Here is an 18322-nt window from a genome sequence, read left to right on the forward strand (position 1 = left end):
TAAGCTGTTATAGTTCAGTGATTTACAAGCCTATTTTTGCTTAGGCAAAATTTTATGCAAGTTATAAGGGATAATATATACTAATATATAATATTATATAGTTAATTAAGAGTAAATATATGAAATAGGGGTGTGGGGGAAGAACAAAAAAAGGCACTTATGGAAGTGCCGTAATTTTACTTTGGTAGATTCTATTTTGTTTCTACGCTAATTATGTCCGATATATCTTTGTTGAAATGATAAGTGCAATTAGTAATTGCATATCCCCCATAGGAGTTTTTGGCTCTATATCTATGGGAAATCTCCCAAGCTAAAGTATCGTATGGATTTATACCCTTGTTTTCAAACATAGCTTTGATTTGTTCTAATTTTGAGTTAATGCTATCTGTTGGGAACTCTCCATCCGTTGCTCTTTTAACGGTTTCCACTAATGCTTTAGACATAGGTGTGACTATTCCTATTTTCCCCATATCCATACACTCATAACTATCAGGGTCTTTTAAATTATTCTCCAAATACCTATTTATTAGTTTCTCAGCTTTACGTTGCGGAGTGTCGCTATTACATCCTGTTATCAAAGCTATCAGGCAAAGCATTAGCAAAGTTTTCATAAGTGTGTATTTAACGGTTGTACTTAGCAAGCTACTGTAATACACACGAAAGCGTGGGATTACTCCGAGGATTAAGAGGTACGACCAAGCACCTAACAGCCCATACAAGAGTAATGCCCACGCAAAGCGCAGGCATTAGCAAATTGTCTGAGGGCTGTTTCTGAAATTTGGTCGTTTTCTTAATCCCTACAACAATAGCCAATGCTATTTAGTGATATTTTAATTCAGCAGCAAATATAGTGTATTATTTGTTATAAAAATAGTCTTGCAGTGTTATATTTATAATGACGTATCAAAAATATATAGGTTTTTGTTTCCAAATAAGCGGGGATTTTGTACCTTTGTAGAAAATAGTAGTTTATATGGGTAATTGGAGCGTACAACAAGAAGCTAAGAAAGAGGTCAAGGAGAAAGAAAGAACAAGTAGGGAAACGCTTGGAAAATTCTTCTACGACTTGGCTAAACTTGTATTTACGGCTATGGCTTTAGTTGGGGGCGTTTCGCTGATAATTGATGAGCCTCAGATAAAACAAGGGGTGTTGCTCGCAACAGGAATGCTACTGACATATATATTTGCTTCTATAGGTTATAACATTTTAAAAAGATAGAAATATGGATTTTATGATTATGTTTTTCTCTATATGCTCAGTAATAGGCATTGGAATCTTAATTTGGTTTAAAACCAAAAGCGGTAAAAGATGGTTAGCTAATTTATGATATGGAAATGTTAGGAGCTATCTTTACCGTTGGAATAGTCGTGACGGGTGCATTTATGATTTGGCTAAGAACAAAATCAGGCAAGAAATGGCTCGCTAATTTATGATATAGAATGTTTGTAAGAAATAGCCCTATGCAGACTAGTAATGTTTGCATGGGGCTATTTTTGTTCTTCAAACATTCTTCCAAATCCAGTAAGCAGCCATTTGGCACTTACTCCATACTCCTTAACCATAGGATACAACCAAGATAATTGAAACCATCCACGCTCCAAGTCTTTTCTTTGCGCAATAAAATTTCTTCTATCTATGTTGTTGAGCCTACAGTATGTATTTACTCCTCTTATTTTCTTCATGGCTATAATGGCATCCAGCGCACTATAGAACCTTTCCATTATTTGCTTGCTTATAACGGTATTCATTGCGATATATGGCTCTTCAAGTTCTCTATATCGGATTTTAGCAACTCCAATTCACCTGTAGGCTCATTGGTTATTATAGCCGTAGTAATAGCGTTGGATATTTCCCTTTGCGCATCTAATACCCTATCGGGGTTTACCCGGTTAATTAAAAGAACTTCTTTGTAGAGGTTTATAACCATTCTGTAATACTTTTCCATATCAATACTTTCTTTGCTTTAAACCAAACACTATACGGCATTGGCACATCCGGCAGGATTCTCCATTTGGGCACTTCCCTTTTTAAGTTCCTCTATTTCGTTTTGCAATCTGCCTATCAATCTATTCAACCGTTCTATTTCCTTATCTTTTTCTACTAACATTCCATAAGGTGCAATCAGCTTGTCATTCATCATCTTTACGACTTGTCTTGAAAAAGCGTCAGCACCAGCAAACATGAAATCTTCGGGAGTGACTTCTTTTAATATCGTATTTTGCTTTGGTGATATATCCGAATAATACTTTGAAATATCACCGAATTTAGACTGCAATATATCCAATTTCTCTTTTGAAATAGGTTTTATTCCGTTTTCTATATTTGAAATATAGTTTTGTTTACACATTAATATCTCTGCCAACTCCTTTTGAGTAAGTTTTCTATCAAGCCTAAACCTCTTTAAATCAAATCGTTGCATGTAAATAGAATATTTTTAATAGAAAATATATCCAAAAAGTTTTGTTACATTCGGATATATAGCCTATATTTGTTGCGTAATTAAATAAATGACATTACAAATATAGCCAAAAAGCGTGTTTGTAGAACATATAAATTAGAGAAAATGAAAAAAGTAACCCAAAAAGACTATCAGTCTTTTATTCAGATTTACAAAGGATTGCCTGAAAGGAGTGCTGTAAAAGCTCCAAAAACTGAGTTTGTGGAGGAAATAGCGGCTCTGTGTATGTGTAGTACCAAGACGGTACGAATGTGGATTCATGGCGTACAAAAGCCGGATGCCCTCAAACAAAAGATGATTAGTGATAAACTGGGCGTTCCAGCCGATATTTTATTTCCTGTTACAGAATGAAAGCTATAGAGTTCTACACAACCCCGGAGGGTGAAGTTACTATGCGCCCTATCGGAGAAGCCGAAAGGCAGTTGAAAGAAACTGATACCGACTTTATCCAAGCTTTCTTGGCTATACTGAGGGAGTTTTATCCCGAAGCATACGATGCGCTTATGGATATATACTCTAAAAATTCAAACAACAAGAGGTATCGGGATTTCATAGCGGTGCGTAGATTCATTAAATGCAACTTCGGTCTGTATGACAACATGATTGATGTAGATGAGAATTGGAACTTTAATTTTGAGTTTGTAGGTTGTCCATTACGTGGAGAATGCAAACATGATAAAGTTATTTGCGCTCCTAAATTCAACTCTAAGTTGTCCGATAGGCAAATAGAAGTTATGCGAATGCTCTATGATGGGAAAAACGATTCAGAAATAGCCGAAAAGCTGTTTATCTCTTTAAATACCGTGAACAACCATAGAAAAAACAGTTTCCGAAAGGTGGGAGTACATTCAATGGCTGAATTTATGCGGTATGCTATGACTAACAATCTTTTCAAATAACAAATGCAACACCGATGAAAGGAGAAACTTTAGCAAACCTTATCCAATGTGGCGTTACGCTACTTCTTGGCATTATTGCCCTTGCTGGGGCATTGTTCTGTAATGCCTCATTTCACTTCTTTACCGCTATGGCTTGTTTTTGGCTGGCATGGGTTTTCTATACCGACAATGAGTATGGGATAGTAAGTGTTAGAGAATATTTTAAGAACCGCTACAAAAAGGACTGACTTATGGCAATTCAGATGGAACTATACGAGTTAAAGAATCTCTGTATGGAAATGGCTTCTTTGGGTGCTGCCAACTATGTAAAACAGACTATCCCGGCAAAAGACCTCATTTCACAACGTGAAGCATACAGATTGTTTCAAGAGTGCCGGGTGAAACGCTGGCAAAAAGACGGCAGAGTTTCTACTATCCGTGGCGGTAGCTCTATACATTCCAAAGTATTGTATTCACGTGCCGAACTTATGGCAGTGGATAAATCAGAGAAAATCAACTCTATAATTAATAAGTGATATGCGAACAATCAAATTAAAATCATTATCCCTTGTGAATTTTAAGGGAATCAGAAGCCTAAATATCGGTTTCTCCGATGCGGAAACGCTGGTTGCTGGAGAAAATGGTACGGGCAAAACAACTGTGTTCGATTCATTCCTTTGGCTTCTTTTTGGAAAAGACAGTACGGGACGGTCGGATAGTAATTTCAACATTAAAACGTTGGATTCGGACGGCAAGCCTATTTTGCACCTTGAACACTCCGTTACTGGTGTACTATCAGTGGATGGCAAGACGGTAACACTGCAACGCTGCTATGTGGAAAACTGGGTCAAGCCACGTGGAACTACGGAAGAAAGCCTAAAGAATCATGCAACAGAGTTCTATTTGAACGGTGTTAAGTTGGCTACCAAAAAGGAGTATGATAGTGAAGTAGCTGCCATCATCCCGGAAGATGTTTTCCGAATGATAACCAACCCTTTCTACTTTACATCAATGAAGCCGGAAGCGCAAAAAGAAATCCTTTTGGATATGGTAGGAACGCTTACCGACCAAGACGTAGCGCAGACCAAGCCCGAATATTTGGAGTTGCTGGCTCAGTTGTCCGGCAGGAGCATCGCCCAATACGCCAAAGAGGTAGCCGCCAAGAAAAAGGCTTGCAAAGATGAATTGTCAGTTATTCCCTCTCAGATAGAAACGGCTCGTAAACTTATGCCGGAGGAAGAGGATTGGGTAGCCATTGATAGTGAGATTGAGGATAAAAATGCCCGTATTCAGCAGATAGAGGAACAAATTGCCGACAAATCAAAGCTGAATGAGCAGGAATATCAACGTAAGGCTTTTATCCAAAAGCAAATAGGTGAAAAACGCCTACAACTCAATAGTAGAATGAATGAAATCGCTACAGAAGCTAACAAAGGGCGCAATGAGGCATCTTTGAAGCTGAACGAATTGGAATATTCGTTGCGTACTGAAAAAGCCTCTTTAGACAGAAAAAGGCAATCGGTTGCGGATATGGATATTGAGATAGAAAAGCTTAATACCAAATTGTCCGCATTGCGTGGTGAATTTTCATTTATCAGCAAGGAGGAACTTACCTATAATGAGGGTGAATTTATTTGCCCCACTTGCAAACGTCCTTTGGAAATTGAGGATATAGAAGCCAAGCAGCGTGAAATGCAAGCCAACTTTAACGCTAATAAGGCGGCACGTCTGAAAGCGAATAAAGAGGCTGGCATGGCTAAAAAGCAACGGCTTGAAGAAATGCAAGGGCTTAAAGACCGTACCAATGCCGAAATCGAGGAGCTGGAACAAAAGATAGAGCGTATCAATGCCGATATTCAACAAGCAAAGGCTTCTATCCCCGAGGCGCAAAACGTGGAAGCAATGATAGCATCCGACCGAACTTGCATTGACATCAAGAACGAGATTGTCGAACTTGAAAATCAGCTCAAAGTGGATGCAAAGATTGTGGACGTGTCGGAACTGCAATCGGAGAAAAGAACTTTGAATGAAGCCGTGCAAGGCTTATACAAGCGTTTGGCAAACCGTGAACAAATCGGCAGGGCTGAAAAGGAAATCGCTTCTTTGGAAGAAAAGCGCATTGCCAACAATCAAAAGTTGGCAGACCTTGAAAAATGGGAGTTTACGGCACTCCAATTCCAAAAGGATAAGGATGCGGAGCTGTTGAAACGCATTAACGGAATGTTCAGATATGTATCATTCTCCTTTGTGAACGAACAACTGAACGGAGGCGAAAAACTGACGTGTGTATGCACCGTGAACGGTACACCTTTCCTTGACGTGAACAATGCCGGACAAATCAATGCCGGAATAGATATAATCAATGCCATTTGCACGGCAAAGGGGGTATCTGCACCGATTTTCGTTGATAATGCGGAAAGCGTGAATCAAATAATCCCATCACTCAGTCAGATTATCCGGCTGGTGGTAACTACGGACAAAGAACTAACCATTAAATAATTGCGATTATGACACAGCAAGCGACTACAACCATACAACAGGCTGCAAATGGTGGGCAGGTAGCTACTCAAAGAAAGCCTGTAGATATTCTTAAAAGCATGATGAATGCCGAAAGCGTACAAGAACAATTCAAAAATGCGCTTGGTAAAAATTCGGCAACATTCGTAGCCTCTGTAATTGACCTATACAACGGAGATAGCAATCTGCAACTCTGTAATCCTAAACAGGTGGTAATGGAAGCACTCAAAGCTGCCACGTTACATTTGCCAATAAACAAGGCTTTGGGCTATGCTTTCATTATCCCGTTCAAAAACTCCAAAAAGGATGAAAAGGGCAACTGGATTAAAGTGTATGAGCCGACTTTTCAAATGGGCTATAAGGGTTATATTCAGCTTGCCATGCGCACGGGACAATACCGTACCATCAATGCGGATGTGGTGTATGATGGTGAGTTGCGCAAGGTAAACAAACTGACCGGGGAAATAGCCTTTGACGGTGAAAGGAAAAGCGATAAGGTGATAGGCTATTTCTGTTACTTTGAACTTATGAACGGCTTTAGCAAGACTTTGTACATGACAGTGGAGCAAATGGCAAACCATGCAAAGCGATACAGTAAAGCCATCACAAGCGATAAGGATGTAACGGTTGAAAAGTTGCTGAATTTGGCTAATTTGCCCGTTTCTCCCGATAGCAACAAGGTTGGTTGGATGGGTAACTTTCACGGAATGGCACAAAAAACCGTTATCCGTAATTTACTGAGTAAATATGGCTATTTGTCCGTAGAAATGCAAAATGCCATCACCAATGACTACGAGGGTGACGAAACTTCACAGCGTGAAATATTGACCGACAATTACGCAAACAAACAGTTGATTGATGCGGAAGATGTTAGCTTTGAAAGCGTGTCAAGCGAGCAACAAATGGAAACTATTGACCCCGGATATTGATAGCGTATGAAACTGATTGTTCTTGGTTCAAGTAGTAGCGGAAACTGTTACATTTTGGATAACGGTAAGGAGGCTTTGATTATAGAGGCAGGCATCCGTTTCCAAGAAGTCAAGAAAGCGTTGGATTTCAATCTGAGAAAAGTTGTAGGGTGTGTGGTAACACACGCCCACAACGACCACGCCAAATATATTAAGGCAATGGTGGATAGTGGATTTCACACGTTGGCATTACGGGAGGTATGGACTGCAAAGGGCGTTTGGGATTCCCGTTCTTTGGTGGTTAAAGAGGGCAAAGGCTATAAGATGGGTAATTTTAAGGTACTTCCTTTTCCTGCTTGCCATGATGTGCCATGTGTCGGCTATCTGATAGACCACCCCGATATGGGAAAGATGGTATTTCTTACCGATAGCTGTATGTGCGAATATCAGTTCAAGGGGCTTAACCATGTGCTGATAGAGTGCAATTACTCTGATAAGAAGCTCATTGAGGCGATTACAGCCGGGCGCACGTTGCCCTCACAGCGTGAACGTCTGCTTACCTCACACATGGAGCTTACTACGTGCAAGGGTTTTTTGGAAGCAAACGACTTATCCCATGTTTCGGAAATCGTGCTTTTACACCTTTCCGAGAATAATAGCGATGAGCCTTATTTCATATCGGAAGTGGAAAGGCATACGGGGAAAGTGGTTTATGCGGCAAAGCCGGGTTTAACGATTGATTTAGATAGAACATAAGGATATGGCTAAACTCCAAGTAGAAAAGAGAAACGGGTTATTTGATTTGAAGCCTCTGTACGAATGGATGCGTAACGCTTTGGATGGTATCTATAGGATAGAGGTTAAGAAAGTCAGAAAACCACGTTCTTTAGACCAAAACGGGTGGTTGTTCGGGTGTATTTACCCTATCCTTTTAGATGCTCTTTTAGAAGCTGGTTGGGAGTTCGTTTCAGTGGAACAAGTGCATGAGTTTTTTAAGGCTCAAATGACGGCTGACAAAGTGGTAAACAAGCACACGGGGGAGATTGTAGAGTTCCCATGTTCTACAGCCACTATGGATACGGTGACATTTTCCACCTATTGCGAAAAACTGAGGGAGTACGCCAAAGAGTTTCTGAATGTGGATATTCCCGACCCGGATAAATATTGGAGAAGCCATGAAAAGAATACCTAACAGCGTGGTATCTGAGCTGATACGCTTAGTGCCCATTTTGATAGCAAATATTCCACCCGGACAAAGTACGAGAGTGGATAACGCAATAAGATTAACAAAAAAGATTATTAACAAATTAAAAACATTGAAAGATGAAAGTAGAAATTGAAGAAAGCAAGTTGCAAACAGCTTATGCAAATGCTTGTGATGGAATTAAGGATTTTATGGAAAGCCTGTTTGGAAAGAAAGTGTTTGAGGCTGCAAAGCCCACGTTGGACGATTACAAGACTATCCGCACGTATGAGGATGCTTGTGTGGCGTTAAAACAAGATGCAATAAGAGTGGATAGTGTGAATGGAGATACTACCATAGTTTTAACCAATGGAGGTGATAGGGTAAATATGCCATCCCATATTGTTGCTCTTATGAAATTAGAAACTATTAGTCGGGCTTTGTGGGGTAGAAATTTCCAACCAAAGCCGGATGGAGAGGGAAGCAAAGTGTATTGGTATCCGTGGTTTGCTTTGTATACTAAGAAAGAAATTAATGATATGTATCCCGAACAAAGAGGTGCCCTTTTGTCTGCTCTTGCGGGTCATGGTGCGGCTGCGGGTTTCGGTCTTCTGGATGCGGGTTATCGTTCCTCGAATGCGGGTGCGACCCTTGGGTTCCGCTTGTGCCAAGAAACGGAAGAAAAGGCTAAGTATTTCGGGCAGCAATTCATTGAACTTTGGGCTGAATATTTGAAATTCAACTTTACCGTTGGAAATCGTTTGAAATAAAAGTGTGTTTATTAAACATATTATTAACTAAAAACAAGGTGAAATGAAAGACATCATGTTAGCCGATACCCCGGTGGAACAAAGGGCACAGATTCTACGTGATAGCTGCGACCAAATTGTAGAGCGTAGCTATACACGCAAATTCGACCAAGAAGAAATCAACGAAAGGAGGGCAGACCTCGCTAACGTGGCGATTCAAAAAGCAGATTTGGAACAATCATTAGCGGAAATCAGAGCCGATTACAAAGGCAAAATCAAGCCTTTGGAGGAACGCATAGTTAAACTCCGTGACGAACTGAAAGCCGGGGGCGATTGGATTAAGGGCGACTGTTTCAAGTTTGTAGATGAGGAAGAAAAAATGGTTGGCTTCTACAGCCCGGAGGGTTATTTGCTGGAACAACGCCCCATGACACAAGACGAAAGGCAGCGTAACGTGTTCCGTGCTATCCGTGCGGATAAAACGGGTACAGACGATTAAGTATTAATAATTAAAACATTTCAAAATGGAAAATCAAGAAAAAGGATTAACCGTGAACATCGGTGAGTACAAGGGTGAAAAACCTATCGAAGTAGTGTACAGAATTGGTAATGCTCCTAAAGCATTGGACGAATTGCCCATTAAGCAACCGGAAAGTATTTCTGTATCAGGTGTTATCAGAACTCCGTTAGATTGGTTGGAAAAGCGTATTGACACCATCGACCAAAAACGTGCGAATATTAAGGTAAACCGTGAGAAAATGAGTATCACGCTTACCGTGAATGAGGATGATTATTACACCAAAAACACCTTTGTAGGTACGGTGGAATTATCGGAAGTCTTTTCAAAGTTCGGTATCAATGACGGAGAATGTGGCTGGATTCCAGCTAAACTGGGGCAGTTCCTGCGTTTGAATCGTGGCGTATTCATGCAAAAAGAGGATTGTATGAAGCTCGTTTCGGTATTAAAGAACTTCACGGCTAACGCCAAGACTGAAATTCAGAAACAGCGTGACCCGTCCGGCTCTATGGCTGAGGTGTACCGTTCACAAGTAGAAAGTAATTTGCCCAAGAGTTTCACGATAAACATCGCCATTTTCAAGGGAACTGCAAAAACACCTATTGAAGTTGAGTTCGACCACTATCTTTCTAATGGTGATGTGTTGTTGCAACTTGTTTCGCCCGGTGCTAACGAACTGGCAGAGGACTACAGAGATAAGTGTATTGACGAGGTGTTAGACGGCATTCGTACCATTGCCCCGGACATTGCTATTCTTGAAATCTAAATACTATATCGTGGGGGAGAAATCCCCCACTTATAACAGCTCATAATATGGCTAATAAAAAAATCATACCGCCTATGCCTTTCGATGCCACCGCTTGGTTATCCAACAATGCGGCTATGAGGTTGTCATTTGCTTGTAAGGGCTTGTGGTTGGATATGCTTTGCTGTATGTGGGTGAGTATAGAGCGTGGGGTTATGCTGAAACCTATTGGCGGTGCGTACACGGTTGATGAATTAGAAGCTCTCTACGGAAGTGGAACAAAGGAGCTGATAGAATCATTGATTAACGCTGAATTATTGTCTGTAAGGAATGATGGGGCTTTGTACAACGCTGATATGGTTAAGATGGAATCAATACGGGTAAAACGGTCTGAGGCTGGGAAAAAAGGTGGAGTAACTATGGGTAAACGGATATTAGCCAAAGTTGATGCGCTTGTGGAAACGCCACCGATAGAAATGCCACATACACCTTCCCCAACGGCTGAAACACAACAAGGGGCGCAAGCAGACCTATTTCCCGATGATTTGCCGGAGAATCCACCGCCACTGACTGATGAACAACAGCGGAAGATTGCAAAAGCCAAGAAGTACAATTATGCTGATTACGTTACTTTGACACGTGATGAATACACAAAATTATGTACCGAATATGGCGAAGAAGCCGCTAAAGCGATGATTGATATTCTCAACAATTACAAAGGTTCTAAGGGTAAGAAGTATAAATCCGATTACCTGACTATTAGGGGCTGGGTAAAAGATAAGTATTACGAAAATATGAATAGATATGGACAACAAACTGGTACAACGGCTGCAACAGATATTGGCAAACCAAGCGCAAAGAGGACTTTTAGGGACACGCTTTAAGATTGAGAAGTTTCCCGAACAAGACATAGCGGAAATGCTAAGGATGTGTTATCAGTCAGAAGTTGAGCGCAGAAACATGAAGTATGTTTCGGATGAAGCCACGTTGGAAAAGATAGGCAAAGCGGCTAAGTTCCTTTGCGGAAACGGAAAGTTCGGCTTGCTTCTGTATGGTACGGTAGGAAGTGGTAAAACCACGCTTGCAAAGGCGATATGCAATATTATAGGTATCTTGTACAATAGTGATTTATCTTCCGAAAGAAAGGGAGTGTACCGCATATCAGCTCTGAACCTTGCCAAGTCAATAGCCGATGACCCGACTTATTTCAACAAGCTAAAGAATCAAGAACTTTTGTTTATTGATGATGTGGGCACTGAACCAGCAAGCGTGAAAAGTTGGGGCAACGAGTTTTCCCCGGTTACTGAATTAATCTATGCCCGATATGACAGGCAGCTATTCACTATAGCCACTTCCAATTTGGCAGATGAGGAATTTGGCGACAGGTACGGAGAGCGTATTGCTGATAGAATGGAAGAAATGTTTGAACGGCTGCACTACAGCCAAAAAAGCTATCGAAAATGAGATTTGCGCTCAGAAACAAAACAAAGCTCATTAATGCTTTCGGTGAAGCGTATTACAACGAACTTATTGCAAGCATTAATAGCTTTCAATCTAACTACACGCCCGATTGCCATTATTGGAACGAGGCGATACAAAAAGAAATGCTGGATATGCCAAGTAGTACCCACCCGGATAAGACATTTTCGTTTGCCATTGTGAGCGAAATGTGGGATGTGATAACGCTTGCTTATTATTCAGCGAGTAATACACCAAGTAAATAATAAAGCTATGCAACACCAAAAATCAGAAAAGAAAAAAGTGGTTGTGACCTTATGCCGTGTATTCCCGGTTACACATTCTTTGGCTGGAAAGCCTACAGAGTTTGAGGGCAAACTAAAAGAGCATAAAAAGATACATACTATACGCTACAATAAAAATGGCGTGTGGGATAAGAGATATAAAGATATTGCATCCGGTAAAAAATATCTTTCAGTGCGTGAATGGACGGGCAGACCGTACAACTCAGAGCAACGGGAATTTGCCCAGTATGAGAAGATAGGTTTACAGCATATTACTATGACCTATGGAAGCGATGATGCCGTACCCCAAGTATGGATTGACAATAAGAAAGTCCCCGTTGAAGTTGTGGCAAAGAATGACGGTTTGAGCGTTGAAAATTTTGTAGAGTGGTTCTTTGGGAACTCCAAAAGCAATGTGTTTGAGGGTGTTATCGTACATTTTTCTTCGTTCAGATATTAAGCCTATGAAAACAGATTTAGGAAAGCCTCAATATTTGGAATATCTCACTTATCTGGATTGTAAAAAGCGGACGAAAAAACAAGTGGGATTGTGTGATAAAGACAAAAACGATGAGGTTTTAGTGCGTACTATCCTTGCTAATAGTAGTATAGTGGAGCATGAAAACGAACGTTCATATAGTCGTGTTTATGATGCCGTAGATTTGATTTGCAAACAACTTTGTCCCGGGCAATGGTGTACCCGAAGCCACTGCCAACATTATAGTTCAAGTAGTGCATGGAATTGCGCAAAAACACGTCCTGCGGTATGTAAAATATATAAGAAATATATTGAAAAACAGAAAATTAACAGGGAAAGAAGTAATTATGGGAACGAATAAAACAAAAAATACAGACCTCTTTTTGATTGACCCCCGTAATATCGTGGTTGTGGACGGCTTCAATGTAAGACGTGATTTTGACCTTGACGAACTGAAAGAGCAAATAAAGGCAAAGGGTGTCTTAAATCCTCTGACGGTTATAGCTTTTAAGGATGATGAGGGCAACGAGAAATACAAATTAGTGGATGGTGAACGTAGATACAGGGCTACCATGTTGGCTATATCCGAGGGTGCGGATATTCCTTATGTTCGTGCCATGAAAGCCCGAAAGGACGCTTCTACTGAAGAATTGTATATTCAACAGATGATGCGTAACGAGGGTAAGAAATTTACCGAATACGAGTGCGCTATCATGTTCAGACGTTTCAAAGAAGAATTTGGATATAGCCAAGTTGAGATAGCGGATAAGTTCAAGAAAAGCCCGGCTTTCATAAGCAAATGCCTTTCCTTGTTGGATTTGCCCCCGTACATTCAAGAAAGGATTATGAAAGGGGAATTGTCGGTTAAGGCAGCTAAGGAGATTGCCGCCAATTATGGCAGTGAGAAAGAACAGGTAAAGGCTGCAAAGTCGGCTGTGGATAACGCCAAAGAAAACGGTAGGAATACAGCTACCAATAAGGAGGTTCTTAATTCTCTGAAAGATTCTAAAGAAGCAAAAGCCATTGCGGAAGCTCTGAGAAAGGTTTGGGCTTATTTGGATGGTGAGGTTATCGTGGACGTGGATAAGCTGGCAAGGCTACTGGATAAGACGGAAAGCCTTAGCCAAGCGATGAGAGAATACAAGAAAGGGGGCATAAAATGAAAATGAGAAAACAGAAAAAGCAAATTCCTGCGGATTTCCGCAAGAATTTGTATGAGAATTACAAAGCCAATATGACTTTCTACGGTAAACCAATTCTCCCGTACAAACAATGGCTGAAAGAGGTGTTTAACACTAAATTACCTTGTTGTGGTAAATAGATGGCATGAAAACGCTGATGATTGACATAATGCTGAATGACCGCTTTTATGCGGCTTTCAGATACAGGTATTGCCCGGCTTTCAAATTCGATATTGAGGATATGACTAACAAAGTTTATGAGCGATACCCCACCCTGCGAAAAATGGCTATGAATGGCGAAAAAGTAGTATTTGCATTTTAATGATTTGAAGATATGGAAATTAAAAAGAAGATAGTAGTGCCTACGGGCGAAATATATACCGCTATAGGTGAAAAGGGAATGTTGGAGTTCCTTACGGTTGGAGATTATGGTAAGAACGCTAATATCAAAGCGGACTTTTTGGGGATTACCCGTGATTTGAACGGTGTACCCAATGGCGAGCCGATGCCTCTTACTGAAAAATGGGTGATTACCATTTCCACACAGTACGGTTGCTCTATGGGCTGCAAGTTCTGCGATGTTCCAAAAGTGGGTATTGGGAGAAATGCCACTTTTAATGATTTGAAAGGAGAAGTGCTAACGGCTATCAAGCAACACCCGGAAGTGAAGCACACGAACCGCCTAAACATACATTATGCACGTATGGGAGAGCCTACATGGAACGAAAATGTGTTGCTTCATGCAATCAGTATAAAGAAAGACATAGAGCCGTTTATAGGCGATTCTTTGGTACACCCGGTTATAAGTACAATGCTGCCAAAGAGAAATAAGAAGCTGGTTGAGTTCTTACATAAGTGGTGTTACATAAAGAACGAGTTTTATAAGGGTGATGCCGGACTTCAATTCTCCATCAATACAACGAATGATGAAGAAAGAAATTATCTGTTTTCGGGTAGTTCGCTTTCACTTGGTGAAATATCAGAAATTGGAAAATCGCTGCCTATGCCTGTTGGCAGGAAATATGCCTTAAACTTTGCTTTGGCAGATGATACACATATAGACGGCAAGTGTTTGAGAGAGCTTTTCAACCCCGATAAATTTATGTGTAAGATTACCCCATTGCACCGAACAAATAGCTGTGATGAGAACGATTTGCACACAAGTGGAGGCTATGAGCTGTTTACCCCATATAAAGCCGTGGAGGAAGATTTGAAAGGCAACGGATTCGATGTTATTGTGTTTGTCCCCTCTTATGATGAAGATAACGGGCTTATCACGTGTGGAAACGCTATCCTATCCGGGAAAGTTCCTACTTCAAGTTACCAAGAAACAATATACTGATATGGCTAAAATAGTAGATAACCCCAAAAGGTTTAAGGTGATTGAGTTGAGCCGAAACGAGTTGGCTAAAATTGGCGGTATTGGTATTTGCGATAGATGTAACGGTACTTCTAATACTGGCTATTATGTAGCCGTGCTAAATTGCTGGTTTTGTCCTAAATGCTACAATGAATGGTACGGATGCGCCACTCATTACCCGGAAGATATAAATATAGAAAATAAGAATTTTGAGTATTATAAAAATTTATTTGACCTATGAGCAAAGAAGAATTGCAAGCAAAATTGGCGAAAGCCAACGAAGAGAACAAAGGTATGGTGGTTTACCCTGAATACTTCAAGAAGAAAAAGAAGCGTATGCGCCCCGACTTCATAAAGAAGCTGGAAGAAACTGCAAAAGCGGATTTTACCGATGTGGATGATTACGGAGTGTATAAAGTTGGTTCTTTCCTCTATAAGAATGCCTTTGTAACCATATCTAAAGAGGATGGGCTATGGACGTTGCACGTGATAAGTGAAGCCCCGATAGGTTTGCCGCTCATTAAAGAGGTGAGGTACAAATATCTGCCTAATAACCTTATGATGGCTCAGATTTTCGGAGATAGAGCCGAAGCAAACGAGATTAAGGGCGTTATTCTGTATCAGATTCCCAACGGAGAAATGGAGGCTGAATAATGATTTATGTAGGGATTGATACGGGTGTAAATACCGGGTTCGCTGTTTGGGATAGCAAGCAGCGTTCCCTACTTCAAGTATGCTCTTTGCCTATACATAAAGCGATGGAGCGTGTACGTTCCTTGTATGATGAGTATAAGGCTGGTATAGGTGACAAAGTGATTGTAAGGGTGGAAGACCCCCGGCAAAGAACGTGGTTCGGAACGGAGCGTATGAGCCGTGAAATGGAACGTAAGAAGTTGCAAGGTGTAGGCTCTGTGAAACGGGATGCCTCTATATGGGATGATTATCTAAAAGAGTTGGGCGTGGAGTATGAAATGGTTGCCCCGAAACGCAATGTAACCAAGCTGACACAAGAACGGTTTAAGGCTTTGACTGGATGGCAAAAACAGACAAATGAGCATGGACGTGATGGTGCAATGTTGGTTTATGGCTTTTAGTATTCTTTTTACGGTTAAATATGTGTTTGATAAACGCATATTTAGTATATTTGCAATATGATTCACCAAGTAAACAAATAAGCTATGGGTATGTATATTCTTATCGGATTAACGCTGTTTTTTTTAGCCTTGTTGCTCATGTCTGAGTATATAGGTAGGAACTTTTGGAGGTTTGCCCCAAAAGAGCATTTGAAGCAAGGGGAAAAGATACACGTTTATATCAATGGCAAATACGATAGGCACGCAACCATTACGAGCGTGTCCGATGATTCGGTTAGTATCTATGGTGCGGTGGCATTGCCCGTTGATTACCGGGGTTCTTTCTATGCTATTGGCAAAGATTCCGTAGGTGCAAAGCTGGTATATGTAAAGTACCGCAGGCGTTACCGTTTTGTGAAGCTCTGTGAACTTTTTAGAAAGGGCTTCTGTGTAGAAGATGATGAGGAACAATTAATGCCGGATTCCCATTCTTCGGAGAATGACGAAATCAAAGACGAAACGGAGGTTGAGAATGAAATGTAGTGAGATTACATACAAGAAAGTTTCGGAGCTGGTTTTGTTGCCTGAAAATCCCCGTACCATTACGAAGAATGACTTTGAAAGGCTGGTGGATTCCATAAAGATAAACGGCTTTTGGAAACACCGACCTTTGGCGGTTATGGAGCGTGACGGTAAACTGGTGGTATTGGCAGGAAACCAACGCTTGAAGGCTGCAAGAAAGCTGAAACTTGCCGATGTGCCCGTTATTCTTTATTCGGAACTGACCCCGGATGAGGAAAAGGATATTATTCTGAGGGATAATATCAACAATGGCGATTGGGCTTACAATGCCTTACAAATGGATGAGTTTTGGAAAGATGTAGATTTCGGCTTTATTGGGCTTGATTTTCCATCTGATGATGAGAAGCCCGGAAAGGGTAAGAAGAAAGCGGTTAAAGAGGCAGAGGAAACGGAAGCCGACCAAAGCGCAGAGGAAGAAATGGACGATGAGGAACAAAGCGAGGAAGAAGCCGAAAAGGAATCTTTCTACCGTTCCATGTTTAAGGACGTTCTTTATGAAAGCGATAACGTCTTTGAAATTCCCAATCTCTTATTGGATATGCAAGCTGGAAAGGTAGAATTGCCTTTATCTCCGTGGGGTGCTAACAGCCGTTTGCGTAAAGATGTGGCGACATATCATTTCTATGTGGACGATTATCGCTTTGAGGCTCTTTTCAAAGACCCGATAAATTTACTCACAAGCGGATGCAAGGCGGTGGTAGAGCCGAATTGTAGTTGCCACGACCAAACGCCTGTAGCGTGGGGCATTCAGCTTATCTACAAGAAACGTTGGCTTTCTCGTTACTTCCAAGAATGCGGAATCAAGGTTTATGCAGACTTGAATGTTTCTCACAAGTTTATTGAGTACAACAAAATGGGTATTCCCAAAGGATATAATGCTTTCTTTACCCGTGGGCTGGACGGTTGGATGGAAAGCCTTAAATCTGATTTGCAAGTAGCCCAAGAAATAAGCGGGCTTGAAAAACCAAACCTTATCGTTTATGGTGGGGGTACGGAAATTCAGAAGTTCTGCCGTGAACATGGGCTGTTGTACGTCACAGATTTTATTAACGCAAAAAAGAAGTAAAGTATTATGGGACGAAATTCAAGTGGAACACGTGGAGGACTGCAACCGGGTGATGCAACATATAAAGGCTCTGTTGGTAAGCCTGAGCCTTTGGTAAACATGAAAGACCCGGCTCTGTATAAGGCAACCAAAGAAGCTATTTCACGCTATCATTCCGTACTTGGTGTAAGGCAAAAGAATGTAAAGTTGGCAGAACTATCGGCTGGCACTTATGGCGTACACGTTACGGCTAATGGGAAGTCAGAGGGTGTTTACCTTAACAAAAAGCATTTCATGCAAACGAAAAAAGCTGTGGAAGCCTCACACAAGAGAGGCTATGCGAGTGGGTGGAGTACGAAAACCAACAAAGCGGTAGCCCATACCGTAACGCATGAGTTGGCGCACGCTACATGGAATGCAAATATGACAGGGGCAAACCAAAAAGCGGCTGGAAAGGAAGTGAATAAATTATTTAAGTCTTGGAAGAAAGACAATAAGAAATCCGGGTATGGAAAGTATGCGGAAACCAATGTGTCGGAGTTCTGGGCTGAAACCGTTACTAAAGCGATACATGGTAAAAGTGATAAATATACCAAGAAAGTAAAGGAAATCTGCAAGAAATACAAACTATAGAGGTATTTTTGCTTAAATTAATTCAATGCAACATGGAGAAGATAGAATTAACCGCTGATGAGATTAAGGTAATCAAGCAGCAATTAAATGGTGAAATCGAGGTTTGGAATGCTGATGATTATCAGCAAAAGCATCTCACTTCGGTAATTGACAAGGCAAACGCCCTTTTGGAGGAATTGGATGCCTACGATGAAATGATAGACGAAAAGGGCGGTGATACCATCCTTTGGTTTTGGGATAAGTACAAGGCACAAGAGAGTATCATAGAATAA

32 protein-coding genes are annotated in these 18322 nt (G+C 40.9%); 28 read left to right on the top strand and 4 right to left on the bottom strand.

Features of this window, described 5'->3' with window-relative positions:
- Window positions 1-191: 191 nt before the first annotated feature.
- A complete protein-coding gene (locus QYT14_RS13325) occupies window positions 192-611 on the bottom strand; it encodes a hypothetical protein (RefSeq protein ID WP_008642475.1) in 420 nt (139 codons plus the stop codon).
- 362 nt (window positions 612-973) lie between these two features.
- Here QYT14_RS13325 and QYT14_RS13330 point away from each other — a divergent pair, with 362 nt between their 5' ends.
- Window positions 974-1219, top strand: coding sequence for a hypothetical protein (locus QYT14_RS13330; RefSeq protein WP_005650576.1), 246 nt, complete (start codon window positions 974-976; stop codon window positions 1217-1219).
- Window positions 1220-1488: 269 nt separating this feature from the next.
- Here the strand turns inward: QYT14_RS13330 and QYT14_RS13335 are convergent, their stop codons facing one another.
- Genes QYT14_RS13335 through QYT14_RS13345 form a run of 3 tightly spaced genes read right to left on the bottom strand, consistent with a single transcriptional unit; the run spans window position 1489 to window position 2420 of the window.
- Window positions 1489-1722, bottom strand: coding sequence for a hypothetical protein (locus QYT14_RS13335; RefSeq protein WP_005650572.1), 234 nt, complete (start codon window positions 1720-1722; stop codon window positions 1489-1491).
- 23 nt (window positions 1723-1745) lie between these two features.
- Window positions 1746-1946 carry a hypothetical protein gene (locus tag QYT14_RS13340; protein ID WP_005650570.1) on the bottom strand — a complete coding sequence of 67 codons (201 nt, stop codon included), beginning with the start codon at window positions 1944-1946 and terminating at the stop codon, window positions 1746-1748.
- A 30-nt stretch (window positions 1947-1976) separates the two neighbouring features.
- A complete protein-coding gene (locus tag QYT14_RS13345; protein WP_008642480.1) occupies window positions 1977-2420 on the bottom strand; it encodes a helix-turn-helix domain-containing protein in 444 nt (147 codons plus the stop codon).
- 144 nt (window positions 2421-2564) lie between these two features.
- Between QYT14_RS13345 and QYT14_RS13350 the strand changes: the two genes are divergently transcribed.
- From QYT14_RS13350 to QYT14_RS13480, 27 genes are all read left to right on the top strand, one after another.
- A complete protein-coding gene (locus QYT14_RS13350; RefSeq protein WP_005655486.1) occupies window positions 2565-2810 on the top strand; it encodes a hypothetical protein in 246 nt (81 codons plus the stop codon).
- A complete protein-coding gene (locus tag QYT14_RS13355; RefSeq protein WP_005655483.1) occupies window positions 2807-3358 on the top strand; it encodes a helix-turn-helix transcriptional regulator in 552 nt (183 codons plus the stop codon). The genes QYT14_RS13350 and QYT14_RS13355 overlap by 4 nt, the downstream gene beginning before the upstream one ends.
- 14 nt (window positions 3359-3372) lie before the next feature.
- Window positions 3373-3585 (top strand): hypothetical protein, encoded by a 213-nt coding sequence (locus QYT14_RS13360; RefSeq protein WP_008642482.1) that lies wholly within the window; start codon window positions 3373-3375, stop codon window positions 3583-3585.
- 3 nt (window positions 3586-3588) lie between these two features.
- Window positions 3589-3873 (top strand): hypothetical protein, encoded by a 285-nt coding sequence (locus tag QYT14_RS13365; RefSeq protein WP_005655479.1) that lies wholly within the window; start codon window positions 3589-3591, stop codon window positions 3871-3873.
- 1 nt (window position 3874) lies between these two features.
- Window positions 3875-5836, top strand: coding sequence for an AAA family ATPase (locus QYT14_RS13370; protein ID WP_008642483.1), 1962 nt, complete (start codon window positions 3875-3877; stop codon window positions 5834-5836).
- Window positions 5837-5844: 8 nt separating this feature from the next.
- Window positions 5845-6783, top strand: a complete 939-nt coding sequence (locus tag QYT14_RS13375) for a recombinase RecT (protein WP_005655476.1) — start codon at window positions 5845-5847, stop codon at window positions 6781-6783.
- Window positions 6784-6789: 6 nt separating this feature from the next.
- Entirely contained in the window at window positions 6790-7518 is a 729-nt protein-coding gene (locus tag QYT14_RS13380; protein WP_005655474.1) for an MBL fold metallo-hydrolase, read from the top strand.
- Between the two features lie 4 nt (window positions 7519-7522).
- A complete protein-coding gene (locus tag QYT14_RS13385; RefSeq protein WP_005655471.1) occupies window positions 7523-7954 on the top strand; it encodes a hypothetical protein in 432 nt (143 codons plus the stop codon).
- Between the two features lie 131 nt (window positions 7955-8085).
- Complete coding sequence (locus QYT14_RS13390) at window positions 8086-8715, top strand: hypothetical protein (protein WP_289307472.1); 630 nt, start codon at window positions 8086-8088, stop codon at window positions 8713-8715.
- 43 nt (window positions 8716-8758) lie between these two features.
- On the top strand, window positions 8759-9193 hold the full coding sequence (locus QYT14_RS13395; protein ID WP_005655465.1) for a hypothetical protein: 435 nt from the start codon (window positions 8759-8761) through the stop codon (window positions 9191-9193).
- A 25-nt stretch (window positions 9194-9218) separates the two neighbouring features.
- Window positions 9219-9977 (top strand): hypothetical protein, encoded by a 759-nt coding sequence (locus QYT14_RS13400; RefSeq protein WP_061437376.1) that lies wholly within the window; start codon window positions 9219-9221, stop codon window positions 9975-9977.
- Between the two features lie 47 nt (window positions 9978-10024).
- Window positions 10025-10840, top strand: coding sequence for a hypothetical protein (locus QYT14_RS13405; protein WP_061437375.1), 816 nt, complete (start codon window positions 10025-10027; stop codon window positions 10838-10840).
- Window positions 10761-11420 carry an AAA family ATPase gene (locus QYT14_RS13410; protein WP_225665232.1) on the top strand — a complete coding sequence of 220 codons (660 nt, stop codon included), beginning with the start codon at window positions 10761-10763 and terminating at the stop codon, window positions 11418-11420. Before QYT14_RS13405 ends, QYT14_RS13410 begins: the two co-directional genes overlap by 80 nt.
- The gene (locus tag QYT14_RS13415; RefSeq protein ID WP_007219318.1) at window positions 11417-11680 is read left to right on the top strand and encodes a hypothetical protein; all 264 of its coding nucleotides are present in this window, start codon (window positions 11417-11419) and stop codon (window positions 11678-11680) included. The genes QYT14_RS13410 and QYT14_RS13415 overlap by 4 nt, the downstream gene beginning before the upstream one ends.
- Before the next feature lie 7 nt (window positions 11681-11687).
- Window positions 11688-12158: a hypothetical protein gene (locus QYT14_RS13420; RefSeq protein WP_061437374.1), complete on the top strand. Its 471-nt coding sequence runs from the start codon at window positions 11688-11690 to the stop codon at window positions 12156-12158.
- 4 nt (window positions 12159-12162) lie between these two features.
- A complete protein-coding gene (locus QYT14_RS13425) occupies window positions 12163-12537 on the top strand; it encodes a hypothetical protein (RefSeq protein WP_138293650.1) in 375 nt (124 codons plus the stop codon).
- Window positions 12524-13339 (top strand): ParB/RepB/Spo0J family partition protein, encoded by an 816-nt coding sequence (locus QYT14_RS13430; protein WP_061437372.1) that lies wholly within the window; start codon window positions 12524-12526, stop codon window positions 13337-13339. Before QYT14_RS13425 ends, QYT14_RS13430 begins: the two co-directional genes overlap by 14 nt.
- Complete coding sequence (locus tag QYT14_RS13435; RefSeq protein WP_171035765.1) at window positions 13336-13497, top strand: hypothetical protein; 162 nt, start codon at window positions 13336-13338, stop codon at window positions 13495-13497. The genes QYT14_RS13430 and QYT14_RS13435 overlap by 4 nt, the downstream gene beginning before the upstream one ends.
- A 5-nt stretch (window positions 13498-13502) precedes the next feature.
- On the top strand, window positions 13503-13679 hold the full coding sequence (locus tag QYT14_RS13440; protein WP_171035764.1) for a hypothetical protein: 177 nt from the start codon (window positions 13503-13505) through the stop codon (window positions 13677-13679).
- A 12-nt stretch (window positions 13680-13691) separates the two neighbouring features.
- Window positions 13692-14699, top strand: coding sequence for a hypothetical protein (locus QYT14_RS13445; RefSeq protein ID WP_061437371.1), 1008 nt, complete (start codon window positions 13692-13694; stop codon window positions 14697-14699).
- A gap of 1 nt (window position 14700) precedes the next feature.
- Window positions 14701-14958 (top strand): hypothetical protein, encoded by a 258-nt coding sequence (locus tag QYT14_RS13450; protein WP_061437370.1) that lies wholly within the window; start codon window positions 14701-14703, stop codon window positions 14956-14958.
- Window positions 14955-15371 carry a hypothetical protein gene (locus QYT14_RS13455; protein ID WP_061437369.1) on the top strand — a complete coding sequence of 139 codons (417 nt, stop codon included), beginning with the start codon at window positions 14955-14957 and terminating at the stop codon, window positions 15369-15371. The genes QYT14_RS13450 and QYT14_RS13455 overlap by 4 nt, the downstream gene beginning before the upstream one ends.
- Window positions 15371-15811, top strand: a complete 441-nt coding sequence (locus QYT14_RS13460) for a hypothetical protein (protein WP_005655451.1) — start codon at window positions 15371-15373, stop codon at window positions 15809-15811. Before QYT14_RS13455 ends, QYT14_RS13460 begins: the two co-directional genes overlap by 1 nt.
- 84 nt (window positions 15812-15895) lie before the next feature.
- Window positions 15896-16333, top strand: coding sequence for a hypothetical protein (locus QYT14_RS13465; RefSeq protein WP_061437368.1), 438 nt, complete (start codon window positions 15896-15898; stop codon window positions 16331-16333).
- Window positions 16323-17438: a DUF4417 domain-containing protein gene (locus tag QYT14_RS13470; RefSeq protein WP_061437367.1), complete on the top strand. Its 1116-nt coding sequence runs from the start codon at window positions 16323-16325 to the stop codon at window positions 17436-17438. The genes QYT14_RS13465 and QYT14_RS13470 overlap by 11 nt, the downstream gene beginning before the upstream one ends.
- Before the next feature lie 6 nt (window positions 17439-17444).
- Complete coding sequence (locus QYT14_RS13475; protein WP_005655448.1) at window positions 17445-18050, top strand: hypothetical protein; 606 nt, start codon at window positions 17445-17447, stop codon at window positions 18048-18050.
- 32 nt (window positions 18051-18082) lie between these two features.
- Entirely contained in the window at window positions 18083-18322 is a 240-nt protein-coding gene (locus tag QYT14_RS13480; protein WP_005655447.1) for a hypothetical protein, read from the top strand.

It is taken from the genome of uncultured Phocaeicola sp., from assembly GCF_948499155.1.
GTDB lineage: Bacteria > Bacteroidota > Bacteroidia > Bacteroidales > Bacteroidaceae > Phocaeicola > Phocaeicola faecalis.

Bases quoted from the DNA above. Each gene is read 5' to 3' on its own strand.
- QYT14_RS13325 (WP_008642475.1), bottom strand. From the start codon at position 611: ATGAAAACTTTGCTAATGCTTTGCCTGATAGCTTTGATAACAGGATGT.
- QYT14_RS13330 (WP_005650576.1), top strand. From the start codon at position 974: ATGGGTAATTGGAGCGTACAACAAGAAGCTAAGAAAGAGGTCAAGGAG.
- QYT14_RS13335 (WP_005650572.1), bottom strand. From the start codon at position 1,722: ATGGAAAGGTTCTATAGTGCGCTGGATGCCATTATAGCCATGAAGAAA.
- QYT14_RS13340 (WP_005650570.1), bottom strand. From the start codon at position 1,946: ATGGAAAAGTATTACAGAATGGTTATAAACCTCTACAAAGAAGTTCTT.
- QYT14_RS13345 (WP_008642480.1), bottom strand. From the start codon at position 2,420: ATGCAACGATTTGATTTAAAGAGGTTTAGGCTTGATAGAAAACTTACT.
- QYT14_RS13350 (WP_005655486.1), top strand. From the start codon at position 2,565: ATGAAAAAAGTAACCCAAAAAGACTATCAGTCTTTTATTCAGATTTAC.
- QYT14_RS13355 (WP_005655483.1), top strand. From the start codon at position 2,807: ATGAAAGCTATAGAGTTCTACACAACCCCGGAGGGTGAAGTTACTATG.
- QYT14_RS13360 (WP_008642482.1), top strand. From the start codon at position 3,373: ATGAAAGGAGAAACTTTAGCAAACCTTATCCAATGTGGCGTTACGCTA.
- QYT14_RS13365 (WP_005655479.1), top strand. From the start codon at position 3,589: ATGGCAATTCAGATGGAACTATACGAGTTAAAGAATCTCTGTATGGAA.
- QYT14_RS13370 (WP_008642483.1), top strand. From the start codon at position 3,875: ATGCGAACAATCAAATTAAAATCATTATCCCTTGTGAATTTTAAGGGA.
- QYT14_RS13375 (WP_005655476.1), top strand. From the start codon at position 5,845: ATGACACAGCAAGCGACTACAACCATACAACAGGCTGCAAATGGTGGG.
- QYT14_RS13380 (WP_005655474.1), top strand. From the start codon at position 6,790: ATGAAACTGATTGTTCTTGGTTCAAGTAGTAGCGGAAACTGTTACATT.
- QYT14_RS13385 (WP_005655471.1), top strand. From the start codon at position 7,523: ATGGCTAAACTCCAAGTAGAAAAGAGAAACGGGTTATTTGATTTGAAG.
- QYT14_RS13390 (WP_289307472.1), top strand. From the start codon at position 8,086: ATGAAAGTAGAAATTGAAGAAAGCAAGTTGCAAACAGCTTATGCAAAT.
- QYT14_RS13395 (WP_005655465.1), top strand. From the start codon at position 8,759: ATGAAAGACATCATGTTAGCCGATACCCCGGTGGAACAAAGGGCACAG.
- QYT14_RS13400 (WP_061437376.1), top strand. From the start codon at position 9,219: ATGGAAAATCAAGAAAAAGGATTAACCGTGAACATCGGTGAGTACAAG.
- QYT14_RS13405 (WP_061437375.1), top strand. From the start codon at position 10,025: ATGGCTAATAAAAAAATCATACCGCCTATGCCTTTCGATGCCACCGCT.
- QYT14_RS13410 (WP_225665232.1), top strand. From the start codon at position 10,761: ATGGACAACAAACTGGTACAACGGCTGCAACAGATATTGGCAAACCAA.
- QYT14_RS13415 (WP_007219318.1), top strand. From the start codon at position 11,417: ATGAGATTTGCGCTCAGAAACAAAACAAAGCTCATTAATGCTTTCGGT.
- QYT14_RS13420 (WP_061437374.1), top strand. From the start codon at position 11,688: ATGCAACACCAAAAATCAGAAAAGAAAAAAGTGGTTGTGACCTTATGC.
- QYT14_RS13425 (WP_138293650.1), top strand. From the start codon at position 12,163: ATGAAAACAGATTTAGGAAAGCCTCAATATTTGGAATATCTCACTTAT.
- QYT14_RS13430 (WP_061437372.1), top strand. From the start codon at position 12,524: ATGGGAACGAATAAAACAAAAAATACAGACCTCTTTTTGATTGACCCC.
- QYT14_RS13435 (WP_171035765.1), top strand. From the start codon at position 13,336: ATGAAAATGAGAAAACAGAAAAAGCAAATTCCTGCGGATTTCCGCAAG.
- QYT14_RS13440 (WP_171035764.1), top strand. From the start codon at position 13,503: ATGAAAACGCTGATGATTGACATAATGCTGAATGACCGCTTTTATGCG.
- QYT14_RS13445 (WP_061437371.1), top strand. From the start codon at position 13,692: ATGGAAATTAAAAAGAAGATAGTAGTGCCTACGGGCGAAATATATACC.
- QYT14_RS13450 (WP_061437370.1), top strand. From the start codon at position 14,701: ATGGCTAAAATAGTAGATAACCCCAAAAGGTTTAAGGTGATTGAGTTG.
- QYT14_RS13455 (WP_061437369.1), top strand. From the start codon at position 14,955: ATGAGCAAAGAAGAATTGCAAGCAAAATTGGCGAAAGCCAACGAAGAG.
- QYT14_RS13460 (WP_005655451.1), top strand. From the start codon at position 15,371: ATGATTTATGTAGGGATTGATACGGGTGTAAATACCGGGTTCGCTGTT.
- QYT14_RS13465 (WP_061437368.1), top strand. From the start codon at position 15,896: ATGGGTATGTATATTCTTATCGGATTAACGCTGTTTTTTTTAGCCTTG.
- QYT14_RS13470 (WP_061437367.1), top strand. From the start codon at position 16,323: ATGAAATGTAGTGAGATTACATACAAGAAAGTTTCGGAGCTGGTTTTG.
- QYT14_RS13475 (WP_005655448.1), top strand. From the start codon at position 17,445: ATGGGACGAAATTCAAGTGGAACACGTGGAGGACTGCAACCGGGTGAT.
- QYT14_RS13480 (WP_005655447.1), top strand. From the start codon at position 18,083: ATGGAGAAGATAGAATTAACCGCTGATGAGATTAAGGTAATCAAGCAG.